General features: G+C 54.8%; 15 protein-coding genes. 11 read left to right on the forward strand and 4 right to left on the reverse strand.

What is annotated here, in order from left to right:
- The 4 genes from DZE2538_RS02500 to DZE2538_RS02515 all read left to right on the forward strand — a co-directional run.
- The coding region (locus DZE2538_RS02500) for an SDR family oxidoreductase (RefSeq protein ID WP_071603549.1) at positions 1–610 on the forward strand (610 nt) is incomplete at its 5' end.
- 55 nt (positions 611–665) lie between these two features.
- Entirely contained in the window at positions 666–1,952 is a 1,287-nt protein-coding gene (locus tag DZE2538_RS02505) for an MFS transporter (protein WP_080638940.1), read from the forward strand.
- 1,142 nt (positions 1,953–3,094) lie between these two features.
- Positions 3,095–3,718 carry an HD domain-containing protein gene (locus tag DZE2538_RS02510; protein ID WP_038913030.1) on the forward strand — a complete coding sequence of 208 codons (624 nt, stop codon included), beginning with the start codon at positions 3,095–3,097 and terminating at the stop codon, positions 3,716–3,718.
- Positions 3,709–4,161: a GNAT family N-acetyltransferase gene (locus DZE2538_RS02515; RefSeq protein WP_050568650.1), complete on the forward strand. Its 453-nt coding sequence runs from the start codon at positions 3,709–3,711 to the stop codon at positions 4,159–4,161. Before DZE2538_RS02510 ends, DZE2538_RS02515 begins: the two co-directional genes overlap by 10 nt.
- 23 nt (positions 4,162–4,184) lie before the next feature.
- On the opposite strand, the gene DZE2538_RS02520 is transcribed toward DZE2538_RS02515, so the two are convergent.
- Positions 4,185–4,415, reverse strand: a complete 231-nt coding sequence (locus DZE2538_RS02520) for a hypothetical protein (protein WP_023638845.1) — start codon at positions 4,413–4,415, stop codon at positions 4,185–4,187.
- 291 nt (positions 4,416–4,706) lie between these two features.
- On the opposite strand from DZE2538_RS02520, the gene DZE2538_RS02525 reads away from it, so the two are divergent.
- The 5 genes from DZE2538_RS02525 to ahpF all read left to right on the forward strand — a co-directional run bounded on the left by DZE2538_RS02525 (position 4,707) and on the right by ahpF (position 9,817).
- Entirely contained in the window at positions 4,707–5,522 is an 816-nt protein-coding gene (locus DZE2538_RS02525; RefSeq protein WP_038915508.1) for an ABC transporter ATP-binding protein, read from the forward strand.
- A 44-nt stretch (positions 5,523–5,566) separates the two neighbouring features.
- The gene (locus DZE2538_RS02530) at positions 5,567–6,511 is read left to right on the forward strand and encodes an ABC transporter substrate-binding protein (protein WP_038917094.1); all 945 of its coding nucleotides are present in this window, start codon (positions 5,567–5,569) and stop codon (positions 6,509–6,511) included.
- Positions 6,508–7,506, forward strand: coding sequence for a FecCD family ABC transporter permease (locus DZE2538_RS02535; RefSeq protein ID WP_038915510.1), 999 nt, complete (start codon positions 6,508–6,510; stop codon positions 7,504–7,506). Before DZE2538_RS02530 ends, DZE2538_RS02535 begins: the two co-directional genes overlap by 4 nt.
- 104 nt (positions 7,507–7,610) lie before the next feature.
- Positions 7,611–8,174, forward strand: a complete 564-nt coding sequence (gene ahpC, locus DZE2538_RS02540; protein WP_012883250.1) for an alkyl hydroperoxide reductase subunit C — start codon at positions 7,611–7,613, stop codon at positions 8,172–8,174.
- An 80-nt stretch (positions 8,175–8,254) separates the two neighbouring features.
- Positions 8,255–9,817 carry an alkyl hydroperoxide reductase subunit F gene (gene ahpF, locus DZE2538_RS02545; protein ID WP_038915512.1) on the forward strand — a complete coding sequence of 521 codons (1,563 nt, stop codon included), beginning with the start codon at positions 8,255–8,257 and terminating at the stop codon, positions 9,815–9,817.
- Positions 9,818–10,024: 207 nt separating this feature from the next.
- Here the strand turns inward: ahpF and DZE2538_RS02550 are convergent, their stop codons facing one another.
- Positions 10,025–10,855, reverse strand: a complete 831-nt coding sequence (locus DZE2538_RS02550; RefSeq protein WP_038915513.1) for a DUF1868 domain-containing protein — start codon at positions 10,853–10,855, stop codon at positions 10,025–10,027.
- 312 nt (positions 10,856–11,167) lie between these two features.
- Here DZE2538_RS02550 and DZE2538_RS02555 point away from each other — a divergent pair, with 312 nt between their 5' ends.
- Positions 11,168–11,845 carry a DapH/DapD/GlmU-related protein gene (locus DZE2538_RS02555; protein ID WP_019843733.1) on the forward strand — a complete coding sequence of 226 codons (678 nt, stop codon included), beginning with the start codon at positions 11,168–11,170 and terminating at the stop codon, positions 11,843–11,845.
- Between the two features lie 120 nt (positions 11,846–11,965).
- Here the strand turns inward: DZE2538_RS02555 and uraD are convergent, their stop codons facing one another.
- Positions 11,966–12,463 carry a 2-oxo-4-hydroxy-4-carboxy-5-ureidoimidazoline decarboxylase gene (uraD, locus tag DZE2538_RS02560; RefSeq protein WP_012883254.1) on the reverse strand — a complete coding sequence of 166 codons (498 nt, stop codon included), beginning with the start codon at positions 12,461–12,463 and terminating at the stop codon, positions 11,966–11,968.
- 565 nt (positions 12,464–13,028) lie between these two features.
- Positions 13,029–15,404, reverse strand: coding sequence for a heavy metal translocating P-type ATPase (locus DZE2538_RS02565; protein WP_236616991.1), 2,376 nt, complete (start codon positions 15,402–15,404; stop codon positions 13,029–13,031).
- A 69-nt stretch (positions 15,405–15,473) separates the two neighbouring features.
- Here DZE2538_RS02565 and cadR point away from each other — a divergent pair, with 69 nt between their 5' ends.
- Complete coding sequence (gene cadR, locus DZE2538_RS02570; protein WP_012883256.1) at positions 15,474–15,905, forward strand: Cd(II)/Pb(II)-responsive transcriptional regulator; 432 nt, start codon at positions 15,474–15,476, stop codon at positions 15,903–15,905.
- Positions 15,906–15,955: the final 50 nt, after the last annotated feature.

Below are 15,955 nucleotides of genomic sequence, written 5' to 3' on the forward strand. Positions count from 1 at the left end.
GGCCAGCAAAGGCTACGACGCACATGGTGTTGCTTTTGATGTCACCGATGAACAGGCGATTGAGGCCGCCTTTAGCCAACTGGATGCGCAGGGGATGGATGTGGATATCCTGATCAATAACGCAGGCATCCAGTACCGTAAACCGATGGTAGAACTGGAGCTGGAAAACTGGCAGAAGGTGATCGACACCAACCTGACCAGTGCGTTTCTGGTCTCCCGCGCGGCGGCAAAACGGATGATCGCCCGCAACAGCGGCGGGAAAATCATTAATATTGGTTCGCTCACCAGCCAGGCCGCACGCCCGACCGTTGCCCCGTACACGGCGGCAAAAGGCGGCATCAAAATGCTCACCTGCTCAATGGCGGCAGAATGGGCGCAGTTTAATATCCAGACCAATGCCATTGGGCCGGGCTACATTCTGACGGATATGAACACCGCGCTTATCGAAGACAAACAGTTCGACACCTGGGTGAAAAGCAGCAACCCCTCGCAGCGCTGGGGTCGTCCGGATGAGCTCATCGGTACCGCCGTCTTCTTATCCTCCAAAGCATCGGATTATATCAACGGGCAAATTATTTATGTCGATGGCGGCTGGCTCGCCGTGCTGTAATTAATATCTGCTGCTTTTCGCTGAGCGAAAGGCGGTAATTAAATGGAAATAAATTATGATTCAAAACATACAAAAAAAATTAGCGCCAATCCGCTGGCGGAAATTAATCCCCTTGGCATTTATTACCTATAGTCTTGCTTATCTCGATCGCGCTAATTATGGGTTCGGTGCTGCTTCTGGTATGGCTGAGGATCTCAATATCACACCAGGAGTTTCCTCATTACTAGGCGCACTATTTTTCCTCGGATATTTTTTCTTTCAGGTTCCTGGTGGTATTTACGCAGAAAAAAGAAGTGCTAAGAAACTTATTTTTTGGAGCTTACTCCTTTGGGGGATATTAGCAACAGCGACTGGCATGGTCCATAATGTGAAATTTCTCGCCGTTATTCGTTTTCTGCTTGGTATCGCTGAAAGCGTTGTCATGCCCGCAATGCTTGTGTTCTTAAGTCATTGGTTTACTAAGAAAGAGCGTTCTAAAGCCAATACCTTTCTTTTTCTTGGCAACCCCATCACCGTACTCTGGATGTCGGTGCTATCAGGTTACCTCGTGGATGCCTTTGGCTGGCGAGGTATGTTTATTATTGAAGGCGTACCCGCAATCATCTGGGCTGCTATCTGGTTGTTTATATTTGTTGACAGACCCACCGAAGCTAAATGGTTAACAGCTCAAGAAAAAGAAGATATTGAAGCAGCACTGGCAGCAGAGCAAACCAATATCAAAGAAATCAAAAATTACAGTGAAGCATTTCGCTCTGGTAAGGTCTTATCTCTGTCATTTATCCATTTCTTCTGGAATATTGGGATGTATGGTTTCATTATGTGGCTACCCTCTATTTTGAAATCAGCCTCCGGCCTTGGTATTGTAGCAACAGGCTGGTTATCCGCAGCTCCATACTTATTAGCTGTTCCACTTATGCTGACTGCATCCTGGTATTCAGATAAATTTCTTAATCGTAAAATAATAGTTCTTCTGTTTTTAGGACTGGGTGCAATCTGTTTTATTGGATCGTTTACTATAGGAGCATCCAACTTTTTGCTCTCTTATGTTCTACTGATGGTTGCCGGTGGCGCGATGTATACACCTTACGGGCCATTCTTTGCGGCGATACCAGAAATGATCCCGCGTAATGTGATGGCTGGTGCGATGGCTTTTATCGTAAGTTTCGGCGCTCTGGGGTCATTCGTAGGCTCATGGATTGTCGGTTATCTGAATGGGTTAACTGGCGGTCCCGGTGCTTCTTATGTCTTTATGGGAGGCTCATTGGTTTTGGCAGTATTACTCACCTCCCTCACCTCGTTTAGTAGTAGGGAATCCACTCAAGCTAAAGTACAAACCTGTTAAGGTCGGGCGCCCGTTTGGGCGCTTTGATTTTAAAAAATGATATATTATACGCCATTTATAAACTGACTGCGGATATCTACCTTGGGCATAAAATCCATTAAAGAACATAATGTTGAACATGAAATTTATGATCAGATAGGCTTTATTGAATAAATTATTTTCGAGGTACAATAAAGTCGTTTCCTGCCCTATCAGGTAATGCGCACACTGTTTGGCATACCCAGACGTCATGATGTTTGTCTTCACTAACGCCATCGCTTTGACTTGCCTAAGCATCGTAGTTCCGCCGCGTCAGCCGCCCACCACACACTTTTTTACCTATTGCATCGCCGTTTCCGACATTGAACGTCGGTGATAATCCCCTTTCTCTTTTCATTACTCGTTGTTACTTGTTAGCCGCCAGATGCCGTTTATTCCACACTCGATGCTTTTCCACACCTTGCTTTTTGACCTTCAGTATCGGTATCGCGCAACGGCCTGCCGTGCCTCTGTGGATCTGCTCAAAGTTTGATTTATTTAACAAAACCAGTGGAAATAACCTTGGAATAAAACCACACAGACTTTTTCTCAATACCAACAAACTTATCTGGCGGAATAAAAACGGCGCTGGCAACCAGGGCGTGACTCGAATTATTTCAGAGATCGTTTATTATTTAATAAAGGCAGCAAGTAGTCTGGCGACGTTTTTCAACATCATTTATACCCGTCATACTTCAAGTTGCAGGTGCGTTGGCTGCGTTTGCTCACCCGAATCTCTTACCTGAGTAAGCTCATCGGGGTTCGCTCTCTTGCCGCGTTACAAGGCTCTAACGAGCCTTGCCCTAAAGGGCCAACGCATGGCGTTGTTCAACACGCTAGCGTGTTGTCCCGCAACTCGAATTATTTTGGGTATATAGCCGTGTTTCGTTGATGGCTGTGTCTTGTTTATCACTCTGCTTTGTTTATGACTATGTCGTGTTTATAACTACATTACGTTGATAACTACGTCACATTGATAACTGTGTCGCATTGATAACGGTATCCCGTTGATGGCTATTCCCCGTATAGGGGGAGGGCGGGTCTGGTTTGATGATGGGGCAGGTTTGATAATGAGGCTGCAACGATATCTCGCCAGACATTGACTCCTTTTGAGGAGCGGAAAAATGACACTGATTGAACGAGCACGGGTATTTGCTACCGAGGCGCATGCCGCCTGCGAGCAAAAACGGAAATATACCGGTGAGCCTTATATTGTTCATCCGGCGGCGGTCGTCACCTTGCTGATGCAAATTGAGCCGTCGCAGGAGATGATTGCCGCTGCCTGGTTGCATGACACGGTGGAGGATACCCCGGTGACACTGGAACAGGTGACCCGGTTGTTTGGCTCGCAGGTGGCCCGTTATGTGGAAATGCTGACCGATGTTCGCACCCGTCAGGACGGTGGCGAGCGTATTCACCGCAAGAACGCCAATTTGCTGCACAGTGCGGCCGCCTGCCCGCAAGCGCAGAGCATCAAACTGTGCGATCTGATTGATAACAGCCGTAATGTTCTGGAACAGGACCCGGTGTTCGCCCGCCCGTATATGGTGGAAATGCGCCGTCTGCTGGCGGTGCTGACACAAGGTGACCCACGGTTGTATGCCGCAGCAACCCGACAGTGCGACCACACGATATTGTGTATTCATCGCTCGTTGGGCGATGAGAGCTGGTATCAACAGCTTTGGCAGCAATACGACGCGCACCTGCCGTTGCGTACCGTGCTGGAGCGGGCACAGGAATGGGTGTGAGTGTGCAAATTGTACGTCTTGACGCATTGCCTGACGCGCTGGCGGTGCTGATAGCTGAAAGTCAACAGCAAGGGTTTCGGTTTTTATGCCGGTTGCAGGCGGAGTTTCAGTCTGGCGCTAATGATTTCCGCTTACCCGGTGAAGGGCTATTTGCCGCGTTTGAGGCTGAGCGTCTGGTGGCGATTGGCGGCGTCAATCAGCAAGCGGGTATGCCGCAGATTGGGCGGTTGCGGCGTTTTTATGTTGCTGCGGATTACCGTCGGCAGGGGGTAGGGCGTGAGCTGTTAACCGTTATCGAACAGGCGGCGGCGAGCTATTTTCGCGAATTATATCTTTTTACCGACACCCCTGAGGCGGCGCAGTTTTACCAGCGCCAGGGGTATGCACCGGTCGGCCTTCCCGATGTCAGTCATCGTAAAACCCTGGCTGGCGTTTCGTCATGACCCTGTTTCGTCATGACTAACGGTTAACGGCCAATACTTCTCAACTGGGTGCAAAACGGACAGTTACAACCGCTCACTGAAGTGGCATCACAAATGCCCAACGGACTGGTGGCGGCATGGCCGTTGCTGAACGCGGTTTCCATCTGCGCCAGTTTCGCGGCGTCATTCGGATTGACTGGCGTCAGTTTGGCCTGAAACGCCGACGCGTTGGCCGCTGCAAACGAGAGAAAAACCAGCGACATTCTGAGTTTCATCACCTACCACCTGTAGGTTGCCGGGCAACCGTATTGAAAAAAGCCGTGTTGAAAAGGACATAACGTGGCTTGTTATAACATACCCTTTTCTGCTTCGCATCCTTCGCACTTATCCAATAATCGTACAGTTTGTAAGCGTTCATGACGGGCACGAAGCCCATACCCTCTCATTCTCCATCCTGCCCGCCATCCACTCTTCATCCACCTTCATGGTGACCGCGTTTTGGTATCTTTTATTTGTTATGTTATAACGTAACAAATAAAGTTGTGGGATATGGGAGGGGTTCTGACATGTGGCAGACCATGCCGCCCTTGTTACGGGTAGAGAATTTGAATGCGGTACACACGACCGGTCAACGGGTACTGACTGATATTCACTTTTCAGTCGGGAGTAATGAATGTCTGGCGATCGTCGGCCCTAACGGCAGCGGTAAATCCACGCTGTTGCGCGCCTTATTGCATGACCCGCCGCCCGCAGGTGGGCGCATCTGGCTGGGCGATAAACCGCTGGCGCAGTTGTCTCGCCAGCAACGGGCACGGCATATGGCGCTGATGAGCCAGCATGATACCCCCAGTCTGGCGCTCACGGTGGAAGAGTACGTGTCGCTGGGTTGCCTGCCGCACGCGGATGCCCTGTCGCCAGTGGCACAGCAGGAGACGGTGACGCACGTGCTGGAGGAAACCGGCCTGTTGCCGCTACGACAACGCAGACTGGCAGTGCTATCAGGGGGAGAGCGTCAGCGGGCGTTTCTGGCGCGCGCCCTGGCGCAACGCCCGGAGGTTCTGCTGCTGGATGAGCCGACCAACCATTTGGATCCGCTTGGGCGGGCGGCGCTGCTGGCGCTGGTCCGGCAACGTGGTATCGCGGTGGTCGCAGTATTGCACGATTTGTCGCTAGTAGAGGCGTTTGCCGACCGGGTGCTGGTGTTGTGCCAGGGACGGCAGGTGTGCTGGGACGTACCCGCACGGGCGCTGGCCAGTGAGACTGTCTACCCGGTGTTTGGCATTAACAGCTTTACGGTCTCTCATCCGCAAACCGGTTTGCCGTTACGTCTTTTCGATGTGCCTGCCTGCACCAGCGGGTTTATAACCAGAGGAAATCTATGAATAAAGTCAGTAGTGGCGGGCTGCGGTTCAGCACCTTTGCCAGCATGATATGTGTCTTGTTGGGATGCAGCGCTATGGCTGCGCAGGCGTCGGGGTTCCCGGTGACGGTGTACAGTTGTGGTAAACCGCTGACCTTCACACAAGCGCCGCAGCGCGCCATCATCAATGACCTTAACATGGCGGAAATGGCCTTCGCGTTGCACCTGCAACCGCAGATTGTCGGTCTGACCGGTATCAGCGGTTGGTACAAGATGACGCCGGAATTTCGCCAGCAAATGGGGACGATTCCTGAGCTATCGCCGAAATACCCGTCGCTGGAAACCCTGCTGGGTGCCAACCCGGATTTTTTCTTTGCGGGCTGGAATTACGGTATGAAGGTGGGGGGTGAGGTCACGCCGGATACGCTGGCGACCTACGGCATCAAAACGCTAGTGCTGAGTGAAAGCTGTATTTTTGAAGACTCACATCGCCCACGCGCCAGCATGGCATTGCTGTATGACGACGTGCTGACGCTGGGGAAAATTTTCGGTCGTGCGGAACAAGCGCAGGCGCTGGTTGAACAATGGAAAACGCGGCTGGCGGCCTTGCCCAAACCGCCGACAGGCCAGGCACCACTGAAGGTGTTTGTGTATGACTCCGGTGAGGATAAGCCCTTTACCAGTGGGGAATACGCCATGCCTACCGCCATTATCGAGGCTGCGGGGGGCCGTAATGTGATGGATGGCATGGCGGCGAGCTGGGCCACCACCTCCTGGGAAACGGTCGCGGCGGCGCAACCGGACCTGATCATTTTACTCGACTACCAGAATGGTGGCGGCGCAGCGGCGTTGCAGCATTTTTTGCAGACGCATCCGCTGATGAAGCATACCCCGGCGGTGGAACACCAGCGCTACCTGAAATTGCAGTATGCCGAGCTGACGCCGGGACCGGCCAATATCACGGCGATTGAAAAACTCGCCCACGCGCTTTATCCGGCAGCCTCGCAATGAGGTCGTGTCGCCACTATACGGCGGTCTGCCTGCTCACGCTGTTGGTGTTGCTGGTGGTGATGCTCTTTAGCACTGCAGTGGGAGCCATCCGGATCCCGCTGGTGCAGGTACTAACGGCGCTGATGCCGGAGCACCCTGGCGTACCGGAGACGGTGCGCCGCATCGTGCTGGAGCTGCGTGTGCCGCGCACCCTGCTGGCGGCCATCACCGGCGCCGGGCTGGCGATGGTCGGCGCGTTACTACAAACCACCACCCGGAACGATCTGGCGGATCCTTTTCTGTTCGGGTTGTCCTCCGGCGCGTCGGCGGGGGCTGTGCTGGTGATAACCCGCTTTGGCGAATGGTTTGGTGCCTTCACGCTACCGGTTGCGGCGTTTGGCGGGGGGATTTGCTCGGCGCTGTCGGTGACGTTGCTGTTTTTTCTGCGTCAGGGACGACAGGCGGAGCATCTGGTGATCTGCGGGCTGGCGATTTCCTTTCTGTTTGGGGCGTTAACCAGCTATCTGGTGTTTTCCGGTGACCAACGCGCTGCCAGTGCGGTGCTGTTTTGGTCTCTGGGCGGGCTGGGGCTGGCGCGTTGGGATAATCTGCCGGTAGCGCTGTGCAGCCTGTTGATATTGATTGGCGTTGTGATGGCGCGCTGGCGGGCGCTGGACAGTTTGCTGGCTGGTGAACAGACGGCGGTATCGATGGGGGTCAATGTCAACCGGCTGCGCCTTGAGGTGTTCCTGTGCTGCGCGCTGGCGACGGCATTGTTGGTGTCACTGACCGGGGTGATCGGATTTGTCGGGCTGATGGTGCCGCATTTGTGCCGTCCGCTGGTTGGTACGCGCCATCGCCAGTTGCTGGTGCTGTGTGGCTTGCTGGGCGCGGTATTGCTGGGTATCGGCGATACCTTAAGCCGTATCTTGCTGGCGTCGCAGGAACTCCCCGTGGGGATCGTGACCGCCGGGTTAGGCGGTATTTTTGTGATTGTGCTACTGGCAAAACGTTAGGTATCACTTATCGATTTGATACGGACAACGCATTAGCGACATCCGTCACATTTTTGTACCTTAGCTTCCAAGCCAAACACATTGGAACACATGAGGAAACAGAGATGTCCGTTATCAATACTAAAGTTAAACCGTTTAAAAACCAGGCCTTCAAAGATGGTCAGTTCATCGAAGTCACCGAGCAGAACATCGAAGGTAAATGGAGCGTGTTCTTCTTCTATCCGGCTGACTTTACGTTTGTCTGCCCGACCGAACTGGGCGACGTTGCGGACTACTACGACGAGTTTCAGAAAATCGGCGTCGATATCTACTCTGTATCCACCGATACCCACTTTACTCACAAAGCCTGGCACAGCAGCTCTGAAACCATCGCTAAAATCAAATACGCGATGATCGGCGACCCGACTGGCGCGCTGACCCGTAACTTCGAAAACATGCGTGAAGATCAAGGCCTGGCCGACCGCGGTACTTTCATTGTCGACCCGCAGGGCATCATCCAGGCGGTGGAAATCACCGCTGAAGGCATCGGCCGTGATGCGTCTGACCTGTTGCGTAAAGTAAAAGCGGCTCAGTACGTGGCCTCTCACCCTGGTGAAGTGTGCCCGGCTAAATGGAAAGAAGGTGATGCCACACTGGCACCGTCTCTGGACCTGGTTGGCAAGATCTAAGACTGATTTTCCCTCTCCCTCTGATGTTTTTTATCGGGTGCCCCGCACCCGATTTTTTACGCCAACGCCAAGGATCATCTATGCTCGACAATAACGTACAACTCCAGTTGAAAACCTACCTGGAAAAATTAACCAAACCTGTTGAGTTAGTGGCGACACTGGACGACTCAGCGAAATCTGCTGAAGTCCGGGCTTTGCTGACTGACATCGCCGGGTTGTCCGACAAAGTCAGTTTCTTTGAAAATAACGATCTGCCGGTGCGTAAACCGTCGTTTCTGGTCACCAACCCAGGGGCTGCCAACGGGCCGCGCTTTGCCGGTGCGCCGATGGGACACGAATTCACCTCGCTGGTGCTGGCGTTACTGCAAACCGGTGGACATCCGTCGAAAGAAGCGCAAGAACTCCTCGATCAAATCCGCGACCTGGACGGTAAATTCCACTTCGAAACCTATTATTCGCTGACCTGTCATAACTGCCCGGATGTGGTACAGGCGCTGAATTTAATGTCCATCCTGAATCCGAACGTGACCCATACGGCGATCGACGGCGGTGTGTTTCAGGATGAGATCAAAGATCGCAATATCATGGGGGTTCCCACGGTATTCCTGAACGGCGAGCACTTCAGCCAGGGCCGCATGAGCCTGGCGGAAATCGTCGGCAAAATTGACACCAGTGCCAATGCCCGCGTGGTCGATAAGCTTAACAGCCGCCCGGTGTATGACGTGCTGATTGTCGGCAGTGGCCCGGCAGGGGCAGCTGCGGCGGTGTACGCGGCCCGCAAAGGCATCCGCACCGGTTTGATGGGCGAGCGTTTCGGCGGCCAGATTCTGGATACCGTCGATATTGAAAACTACATTTCGGTACCGAAAACTGAAGGTGCCAAACTGGCGACGGCGCTGAAAACGCATGTGGATGACTACGACGTTGACGTCATCGATTTGCAGAGCGCGCAAAAACTGATCCCCGCTTCTGAACCGGGTCAGCCGCACCAAATCGAAACCGCGTCGGGCGCGGTGCTGAAATCCCGTAGCATTATCATTGCTACCGGTGCGCGCTGGCGCAACATGAACGTGCCGGGTGAAGAACAATACCGTACCCGTGGCGTCACCTATTGTCCGCATTGCGACGGCCCGCTGTTCAAAGGCAAGCATGTGGCGGTGATTGGCGGCGGTAACTCCGGCGTGGAAGCAGCGATTGATCTGGCCGGCGTGGTGAAGCATGTGACCTTGCTGGAGTTCGCACCGGAACTGAAAGCCGACTCCGTGTTACAGGCTAAGCTGCGTAGCCTGCCGAACGTCGATGTGATCGTCAACGCACAGACCACTGAAGTGCTGGGTGACGGCCAGAAAGTCACTGGCTTGCAGTATAAAGATCGCACCACCGACAGCGTTCATAAGCTGGCGCTGGAAGGGATTTTCGTACAAATCGGCCTGCTGCCGAATACCAACTGGCTGGACGGCGCGATTAATCGCAACCGTATTGGCGAAATTGAGATAGACGCTCGCTGCGAAACCAGCGTGAAAGGGGTGTTTGCCGCCGGTGACTGCACTACCGTGCCTTACAAACAGATTATTATCGCCACGGGCGAAGGCGCTAAAGCCTCCCTGAGTGCGTTTGATTACTTGATCAGAACGCAGGCGTAACCGGATTCTGACTGACCCTATTCCGTCCTGTGACCCGTGGTCACTTTCGGGCTGCAACCCTCATGCATTAACCTGATTTTTTAGGCGACCCGGCCCCTTCAGTTCACTGAAGGGGTTTTTTTATGCGCTATTGCGGGCACCCTGACGAGCGTGATGGCGCGTTAACACTGTCAATGCCGTTTTTTCGCCATTGGGTTCTCACCCTACTCAGGCGGTGAGCGGCACGGTGGTAACAGGCTGGCCGATGTTTAACTGGGTATCGAAAGCAAACATGTCGTTGAAGACGCAAAACTCCGGCACGCCCAGTTCCAGCACCGGTACCTGTTGTTGCAGGTAATGCAGGCAGGCCTGCTGGGCTTTCAGGTAAGCCTCTGATTCGTCTTCCGTCATCCAGCGCACCAGATACCCTAACGTCACATGAAAGCCGTAGGTGTCATGGTCCGGTGCGCGTATCCCCAATTGTTCGGATAACCGGTCGCGTAGTGTGCGCAGTTTGCGCTCCTCGTTATCGTCCACGGGGGTCAGACGCACGGTCACGCCGGCATCCTGATGGGCGTTGAAATCGGTGATCCGCATTTTAAACGGCAATGTGGCCTGCAACTCGAATCCCGTCAGCTTACGTGCCAGATAATCGCTACAGACCGACAAGGGGGCATCAATCGGCAGGCCTGCGGGCCAGAACGGCAAACGGCGTTTCGATTCGGTCACGCCTTCAAATACCGTCATGTGGTAGCTGGACGGGGGAGTAAAGGTCAGGCAGTGGCTGAAATCCTGTTGTTTAAGCGTATCGCGCACGGCCATAAACGCACCCGAGGCGGCAGAGCCCAGCGGAATGTGGGAAATAATGGTGTTGCCGGGAAAGCGGCGCACGCTGCCGTCGGGGTTGAATTTGCCGCCGATGTCGCGTGGTGTCGGCACGAGAGAGCCGGATGGACGCATGGTGCTGAACGTATCGTCAGCTCGGGCGTGGGCGAATAGCGACATCCCGTAAGCCAGGAGCGGTAATTGCAGGACAAAGCGGCGGCGTAACGGGTTCATGACTCCTCCCAGTAGCGTGGATTGATGGATGTAAATGAATGAATAAATAAACGGTTTATACGCCTAGGTTAGGCGTACTTTGGTGACGGGTAAATTTCATACTGACATGGAGTTGTAAGCGGATCTTAATCGCGCCGGGGCTGACATGCTGTTGTCATCGCTCAGTGACAGGATGGGCTTTTTATGTCGTTACGCGCGTTATGCGTGATGTCACGTGCTGTGTTTTCACGCATAACGTGTGCCAACGCGTATTGTTTTGATGGGAATACTGTTTTAACGCCTATCACGTGTCAACGAACCAGGAAACCGATTATGAGTCCTCAATCGCCATCACCGGTCCTTAGCCCGGAACCCCGTATTGCCAACGACGTACAAGCCTACCACATCGAATTAGGGCGCTGGACGGAAGTCGCCGACCGTACTGTGCTCAATCATGTCGCGTTGGGGGATTACAGCTACATCATGAATGATTGCGACCTGATGTTTACCCGCATCGGCAAATTTACCTCGATTGCTTCGCACGTTCGTATCAACCCCAGCAACCACCCGTGGTGGCGGCCAACGCTGCATCATTTCACCTATCGCCCCGGAAAATACCGATTGAGCGACAACCCGGCGGCGGTAGACGAAGAGATTTTCAACTGGCGTCAGCAAGATGAGGTCGTGATCGGTCATGATGTCTGGATAGGTCATGGTGCGATTGTGTTGCCGGGGGTGACTATCGGCAATGGCGCTATCATCGGTGCGGGCAGTATCGTGACTAAATCGGTTCCCGCCTGGACCATTGTTGTCGGTAACCCGGCGCGGGTGTTGCGCCCACGTTTTGAGGACCCAACAATGGCGGAAAAACTGGAACAGTTATGCTGGTGGGATTGGCCGGATGAAAAAATTCGCCAGCATTTACACCTGTTCCAGCAGGATGTGAGTGAGTTTGTCGGTTATTTCTATCGTGACGGAGCACTTCCGCCGTTATCTGAGCCGCCAGTGTGATAGACCGACAGACGGATAGGCCGATAAACCACCGGGCGGTATCCCGCAGGTGTTGGGATACCGCCGGGTAACGAGACACCTTTCAGTCATTTCAGCGTGTTAGCCGGTATCACCCGCGGTTTATTCGCTGATCATGTTTTCCAGCCTGAGCAGGGTAATCTGGCGCAGCTGTTCCAGCGCTTCCGCCGCTTCTTGCCGGTCATCGTTTTGCAGCCGTCGATGCAGGATGCGTAAGATTTCTTCGCCGCTACGGCCTTTGGCGTGGATCAGAAACACCCGGCCAAAGCGGGATTCGTAACGGGCATTGCCCGTACGCAGTGCGTTAGCCAGCGTATTCTCGTTGCTGTGCGCCATCATCGGTTCCCGACCGGATGTGCTAATGCCTGCGACACTCATGACCGGTTCGCCGATACGAGGGTGGGTGCGTAGCGCCTGCGCCAGCTCTTCTTCCTGCCAGCCTTGAGTCGCCTGTAGCCCGGCAGCCAGAAGGGCGGCGCGGTTGCCGTAGGGGCGGCCTGCGGTGACCTGTTTGGCCCAGCCAGGCAACGCCACGCACGGCGTTATCAGCGTCACCGCTTCGCTAACGCTGAGCAGATTAAACTGTTCCAACGTAATCATCGTCGCTCCTTGTTCGGTTGTATTGACGCAATACGACGTGAATTCCCTGTTGTCACGCCGGTTTTGTAGGATAGGATTTTGTCTTTGCAATCCACATGCCAGTTGTTACCAGAGCGCCAGATCAGAATCCGGTGTTGCTCTGGGCAGACAACCGATTCACGGTAGCGCATTGAACTGCACTTTCATGGTGCAATTATAGCGTGGTGCAGTGTGTTGGGGGGTATTGACTGCGGTGGGGTATGGGGTGGCCAGCGTCTGATGGTGCAGCTATCTGGTTAGTGAAGTGAGTAATCACTAATTTTATCGGCAGGCTATAACGTGGAGCGGTTGTCGGCGAAAAAGCGGGCGGTGAGTCGCCCGCCTGATACCCGACGCCATAAATGCCAGACGCTATAAAAAGTGAGTAAGTACTTATTGGCTGTTAAGCGAGCACCGGTCTTAAGCCTCGTTCTGTCATCAGTCGTCACCTGCCGGTCGCCGATACCTCGCGGAGTAAGGCCCCACAGGTGGGGCCACGGTGATATTGTGCCTGCGGCGGAATCCTTTGCGCCTGCCCGGTGTCGGGTTACGCCGATTGAGGTTTGTATGTACTCACTGCTGCCTGACGCAGCAGCCGCAGACCATTGCCGACCACCAGCAAACTGGCACCGACATCGGCAAAGACCGCCATCCACATCGTCCCCATGCCCAGCAACGTGAGCGTCAGGAACACGGCTTTGATGCCGAGTGCCAGTACGATGTTTTGAATTAAGATGGCGCGGGTGGCTTTAGAAATACGCACAAATTCCGGGATCTTGCGTAAATCATCGTTCATCAGCGCCACATCGGCGGTTTCGATGGCACTGTCGGCCCCCATGGCCCCCATCGCGAAACCGATATCGGCACGCGCCAGCGCCGGGGTGTCATTGATGCCGTCACCAACCATCCCGGTGACGCCCTGCGCCGATAGCCGTTCAATCTGCGACAGTTTATCTTCCGGCAACAGGTTGCCACGTGCTTCATCAATCCCGACGTCGCGGGCGATAGCCTGCGCCACGTACTGGTTATCGCCGGTAAGCATCAGGGTTTTGATACCCGCCTGATGCAGCGCGTTGATGGCCTCCTGACTGGAGGGTTTTACGGTGTCGGCTACCGTCATCAGCGCCAGAATCCGCCGTTCGTCACCCAGTATGATCACCGTGTTACCGGCCTGCTCCAGTGCTGTCAGCCGCTCGCTGATTGCCGCCGCCGCATCACCCAGCCATTGCCGGGCCAGCCGCAGGTTGCCGAGGAAATAGCGCTGCCCTTGTAACGTACCGATGACGCCTTGTCCGGCAACGGCACTGAAGTTATCGACGTCCAGCAATGGCGTACCGGCTTCCTGTGCCGCTTTTGCCACGGCCTGTGACACTGGGTGGTCTGAACGGCTGGCCAGACTGGCAGCCAGTTGCCGACAACGGGCGTCATCCGCGTCAGCGACCGGTTCAAAACAGGTTTGTACCGGTTTGCCGTGGGTCAGCGTGCCGGTTTTATCCAGCGCTAGCCAGGAGAGCGCATGTCCTTTTTCCAGGAACACCCCGCCTTTAATCAAAATACCGCGTCGTGCGGCCGCCGCCAGCCCACTGACGATGGTGACCGGGGTAGAAATCACCAGCGCGCACGGGCAGGCGATCACCAGCAATACCAGCGCTTTGTAGGTCCATTCCAGCCAACCACCGCCAGTCAGCAACGGCGGCAGGACCGCTACCAGTAACGCCCCCAGAAAGACCAGCGGGGTATAAACGCGGGCAAACTGATCGACAAACCGTTGTGTCGGTGCCCGGGTACCTTGCGCCTGTTCTACCGCGTGAATAATGCGTGCCAGCGTGGTGTTGGCCGCCGCCGCCGTTACCCGATATTCAAATGAACCGCTTTCATTGATGGTACCGGCAAATACGCTGTCGCCGACGCGCTTATCCACCGGCAGGCTTTCGCCGGTAATCGGTGCCTGATTAACCGCGGAATGACCACGGGTGATGTCGCCATCCAGTGCGATGCGTTCGCCGGGGCGCACCCGCACGATGCTGCCGGGTGTAATGGTGTTGGCTTCCACGTCACGCCAGTTGCCATCCGGTTGCTGCACGGTGGCGGTCTCCGGTGCCAGATTCATCAGCCCGGCGATGGCGTTACGGGCGCGGTCCAGCGAGCGGGCTTCGATGTGCTCAGCGAGGGTAAACAGCACCATGACCATCGCGGCTTCCGGCCACTGTTGCAGGATAAGCGCACCGGTCACTGCGATACTCATCAGCGCATTAATGTTCAGGTTGCCAGTGCGAAGGGCCGTCCAGCCTTTGCGATAGGTGGTCAACCCACTGACAGCTACAGCAAGGATTGCCAGCAACGCCGCCCACCATTCAGGCAGGGCGCTCCATTTCACGGCTTCGGCTGCACCGGCGGCGAGCACCGCCAGCCCCAATGGCCACCAGGACTTCTTCGGCTCAGGCGGCAGGGCGGAGCGGTCATTTGCGGCACGCACTTCAGGCTCAAACCCTAACGCGCGGATAGCGGCCAGAACGGTGTCCAGCGCATCGTAACGGTGGGTGACGGTCATCACCCGCTGCATCAGGTTGAATTCCAGCGCGCTGACTTCCGGCAACGTATCGAGCTTTTTGCGCAGCATCGTTTCTTCCGTCGGGCAGTCCATCTGCATGATGCGGATTGGCGTGCGTTGCTGATCGCCAGTGCGCTCGGCGCTCGCCAGCACACTAACAGGTTGTACCGCATTGTGTTGCATCGGATTGTGTTGTACCGCATTGTCGCAGCAGTGATGAGCGCAAGTCTGTTCCGATTGCCGGGCGGCATGAACTGTCTGGCATGACCCGGCTGGCGTCTGATGATGTGGACGGAACAGGGCCTTGCCCGGTTTTTCCGGTGCGACAGGCTGGAGCTGGCGCACAGAAGTCGGGGAATGTTTTTCTGACATGGTTGATTCCTGTTCGGGATTTTGTTGTAGTAAAAACCCTGTAGCAACTACAGAGTCAAGGGGAGTCACATGAAAATTGGCGATCTGTCGAAAGCGACCAACACCACACCGGAAACCATTCGTTTTTATGAGAAGAAAGGGCTGCTGCCTGAACCGGAACGCACCGAAGGGAACTATCGTCACTATCATCAGTTTCATGTCGACAGGCTGCGGTTTATCCGTAACTGCCGCTCATTGGACATGAACCACGATGAAATTCGCGCGCTGATTGCACTGAGCGAGCAACCGGCCGCCAGTTGTGAAGGGGTTAACGCGTTGCTGAATGAACATCTGGGGCATGTCGAAGCACGCCTGGCGCAGCTACAGCAACTGAAAGCGCAACTGATGGATATCAGCCAGCGCTGTCAGGTGACGCAAACGGTGGATGACTGTGGCATTTTGCACGGGTTGTCCGAGCTGGAGCCTGAAGACAGTAGCATCGGGCATACGCATTTAGGCTGAGCCAGCCAACGCGTGCTCGCGCTCTGATGTGGGGGCGTGTAGGACGATAA

The organism is Dickeya zeae NCPPB 2538 (assembly GCF_000406165.1).
Taxonomy (GTDB): domain Bacteria; phylum Pseudomonadota; class Gammaproteobacteria; order Enterobacterales; family Enterobacteriaceae; genus Dickeya; species Dickeya zeae.

Coding starts and splice junctions, on each gene's coding strand:
- DZE2538_RS02525 (WP_038915508.1), top strand. CDS start 4,707: ATGTGGCAGACCATGCCGCCCTTGTTACGGGTAGAGAATTTGAATGCG.
- DZE2538_RS02535 (WP_038915510.1), top strand. CDS start 6,508: ATGAGGTCGTGTCGCCACTATACGGCGGTCTGCCTGCTCACGCTGTTG.
- DZE2538_RS02505 (WP_080638940.1), top strand. CDS start 666: ATGATTCAAAACATACAAAAAAAATTAGCGCCAATCCGCTGGCGGAAA.
- DZE2538_RS02520 (WP_023638845.1), bottom strand. CDS start 4,415: ATGAAACTCAGAATGTCGCTGGTTTTTCTCTCGTTTGCAGCGGCCAAC.
- ahpF (WP_038915512.1), top strand. CDS start 8,255: ATGCTCGACAATAACGTACAACTCCAGTTGAAAACCTACCTGGAAAAA.
- DZE2538_RS02550 (WP_038915513.1), bottom strand. CDS start 10,855: ATGAACCCGTTACGCCGCCGCTTTGTCCTGCAATTACCGCTCCTGGCT.
- DZE2538_RS02555 (WP_019843733.1), top strand. CDS start 11,168: ATGAGTCCTCAATCGCCATCACCGGTCCTTAGCCCGGAACCCCGTATT.
- DZE2538_RS02510 (WP_038913030.1), top strand. CDS start 3,095: ATGACACTGATTGAACGAGCACGGGTATTTGCTACCGAGGCGCATGCC.
- uraD (WP_012883254.1), bottom strand. CDS start 12,463: ATGATTACGTTGGAACAGTTTAATCTGCTCAGCGTTAGCGAAGCGGTG.
- cadR (WP_012883256.1), top strand. CDS start 15,474: ATGAAAATTGGCGATCTGTCGAAAGCGACCAACACCACACCGGAAACC.
- DZE2538_RS02515 (WP_050568650.1), top strand. CDS start 3,709: ATGGGTGTGAGTGTGCAAATTGTACGTCTTGACGCATTGCCTGACGCG.
- DZE2538_RS02530 (WP_038917094.1), top strand. CDS start 5,567: ATGATATGTGTCTTGTTGGGATGCAGCGCTATGGCTGCGCAGGCGTCG.
- ahpC (WP_012883250.1), top strand. CDS start 7,611: ATGTCCGTTATCAATACTAAAGTTAAACCGTTTAAAAACCAGGCCTTC.
- DZE2538_RS02565 (WP_236616991.1), bottom strand. CDS start 15,404: ATGTCAGAAAAACATTCCCCGACTTCTGTGCGCCAGCTCCAGCCTGTC.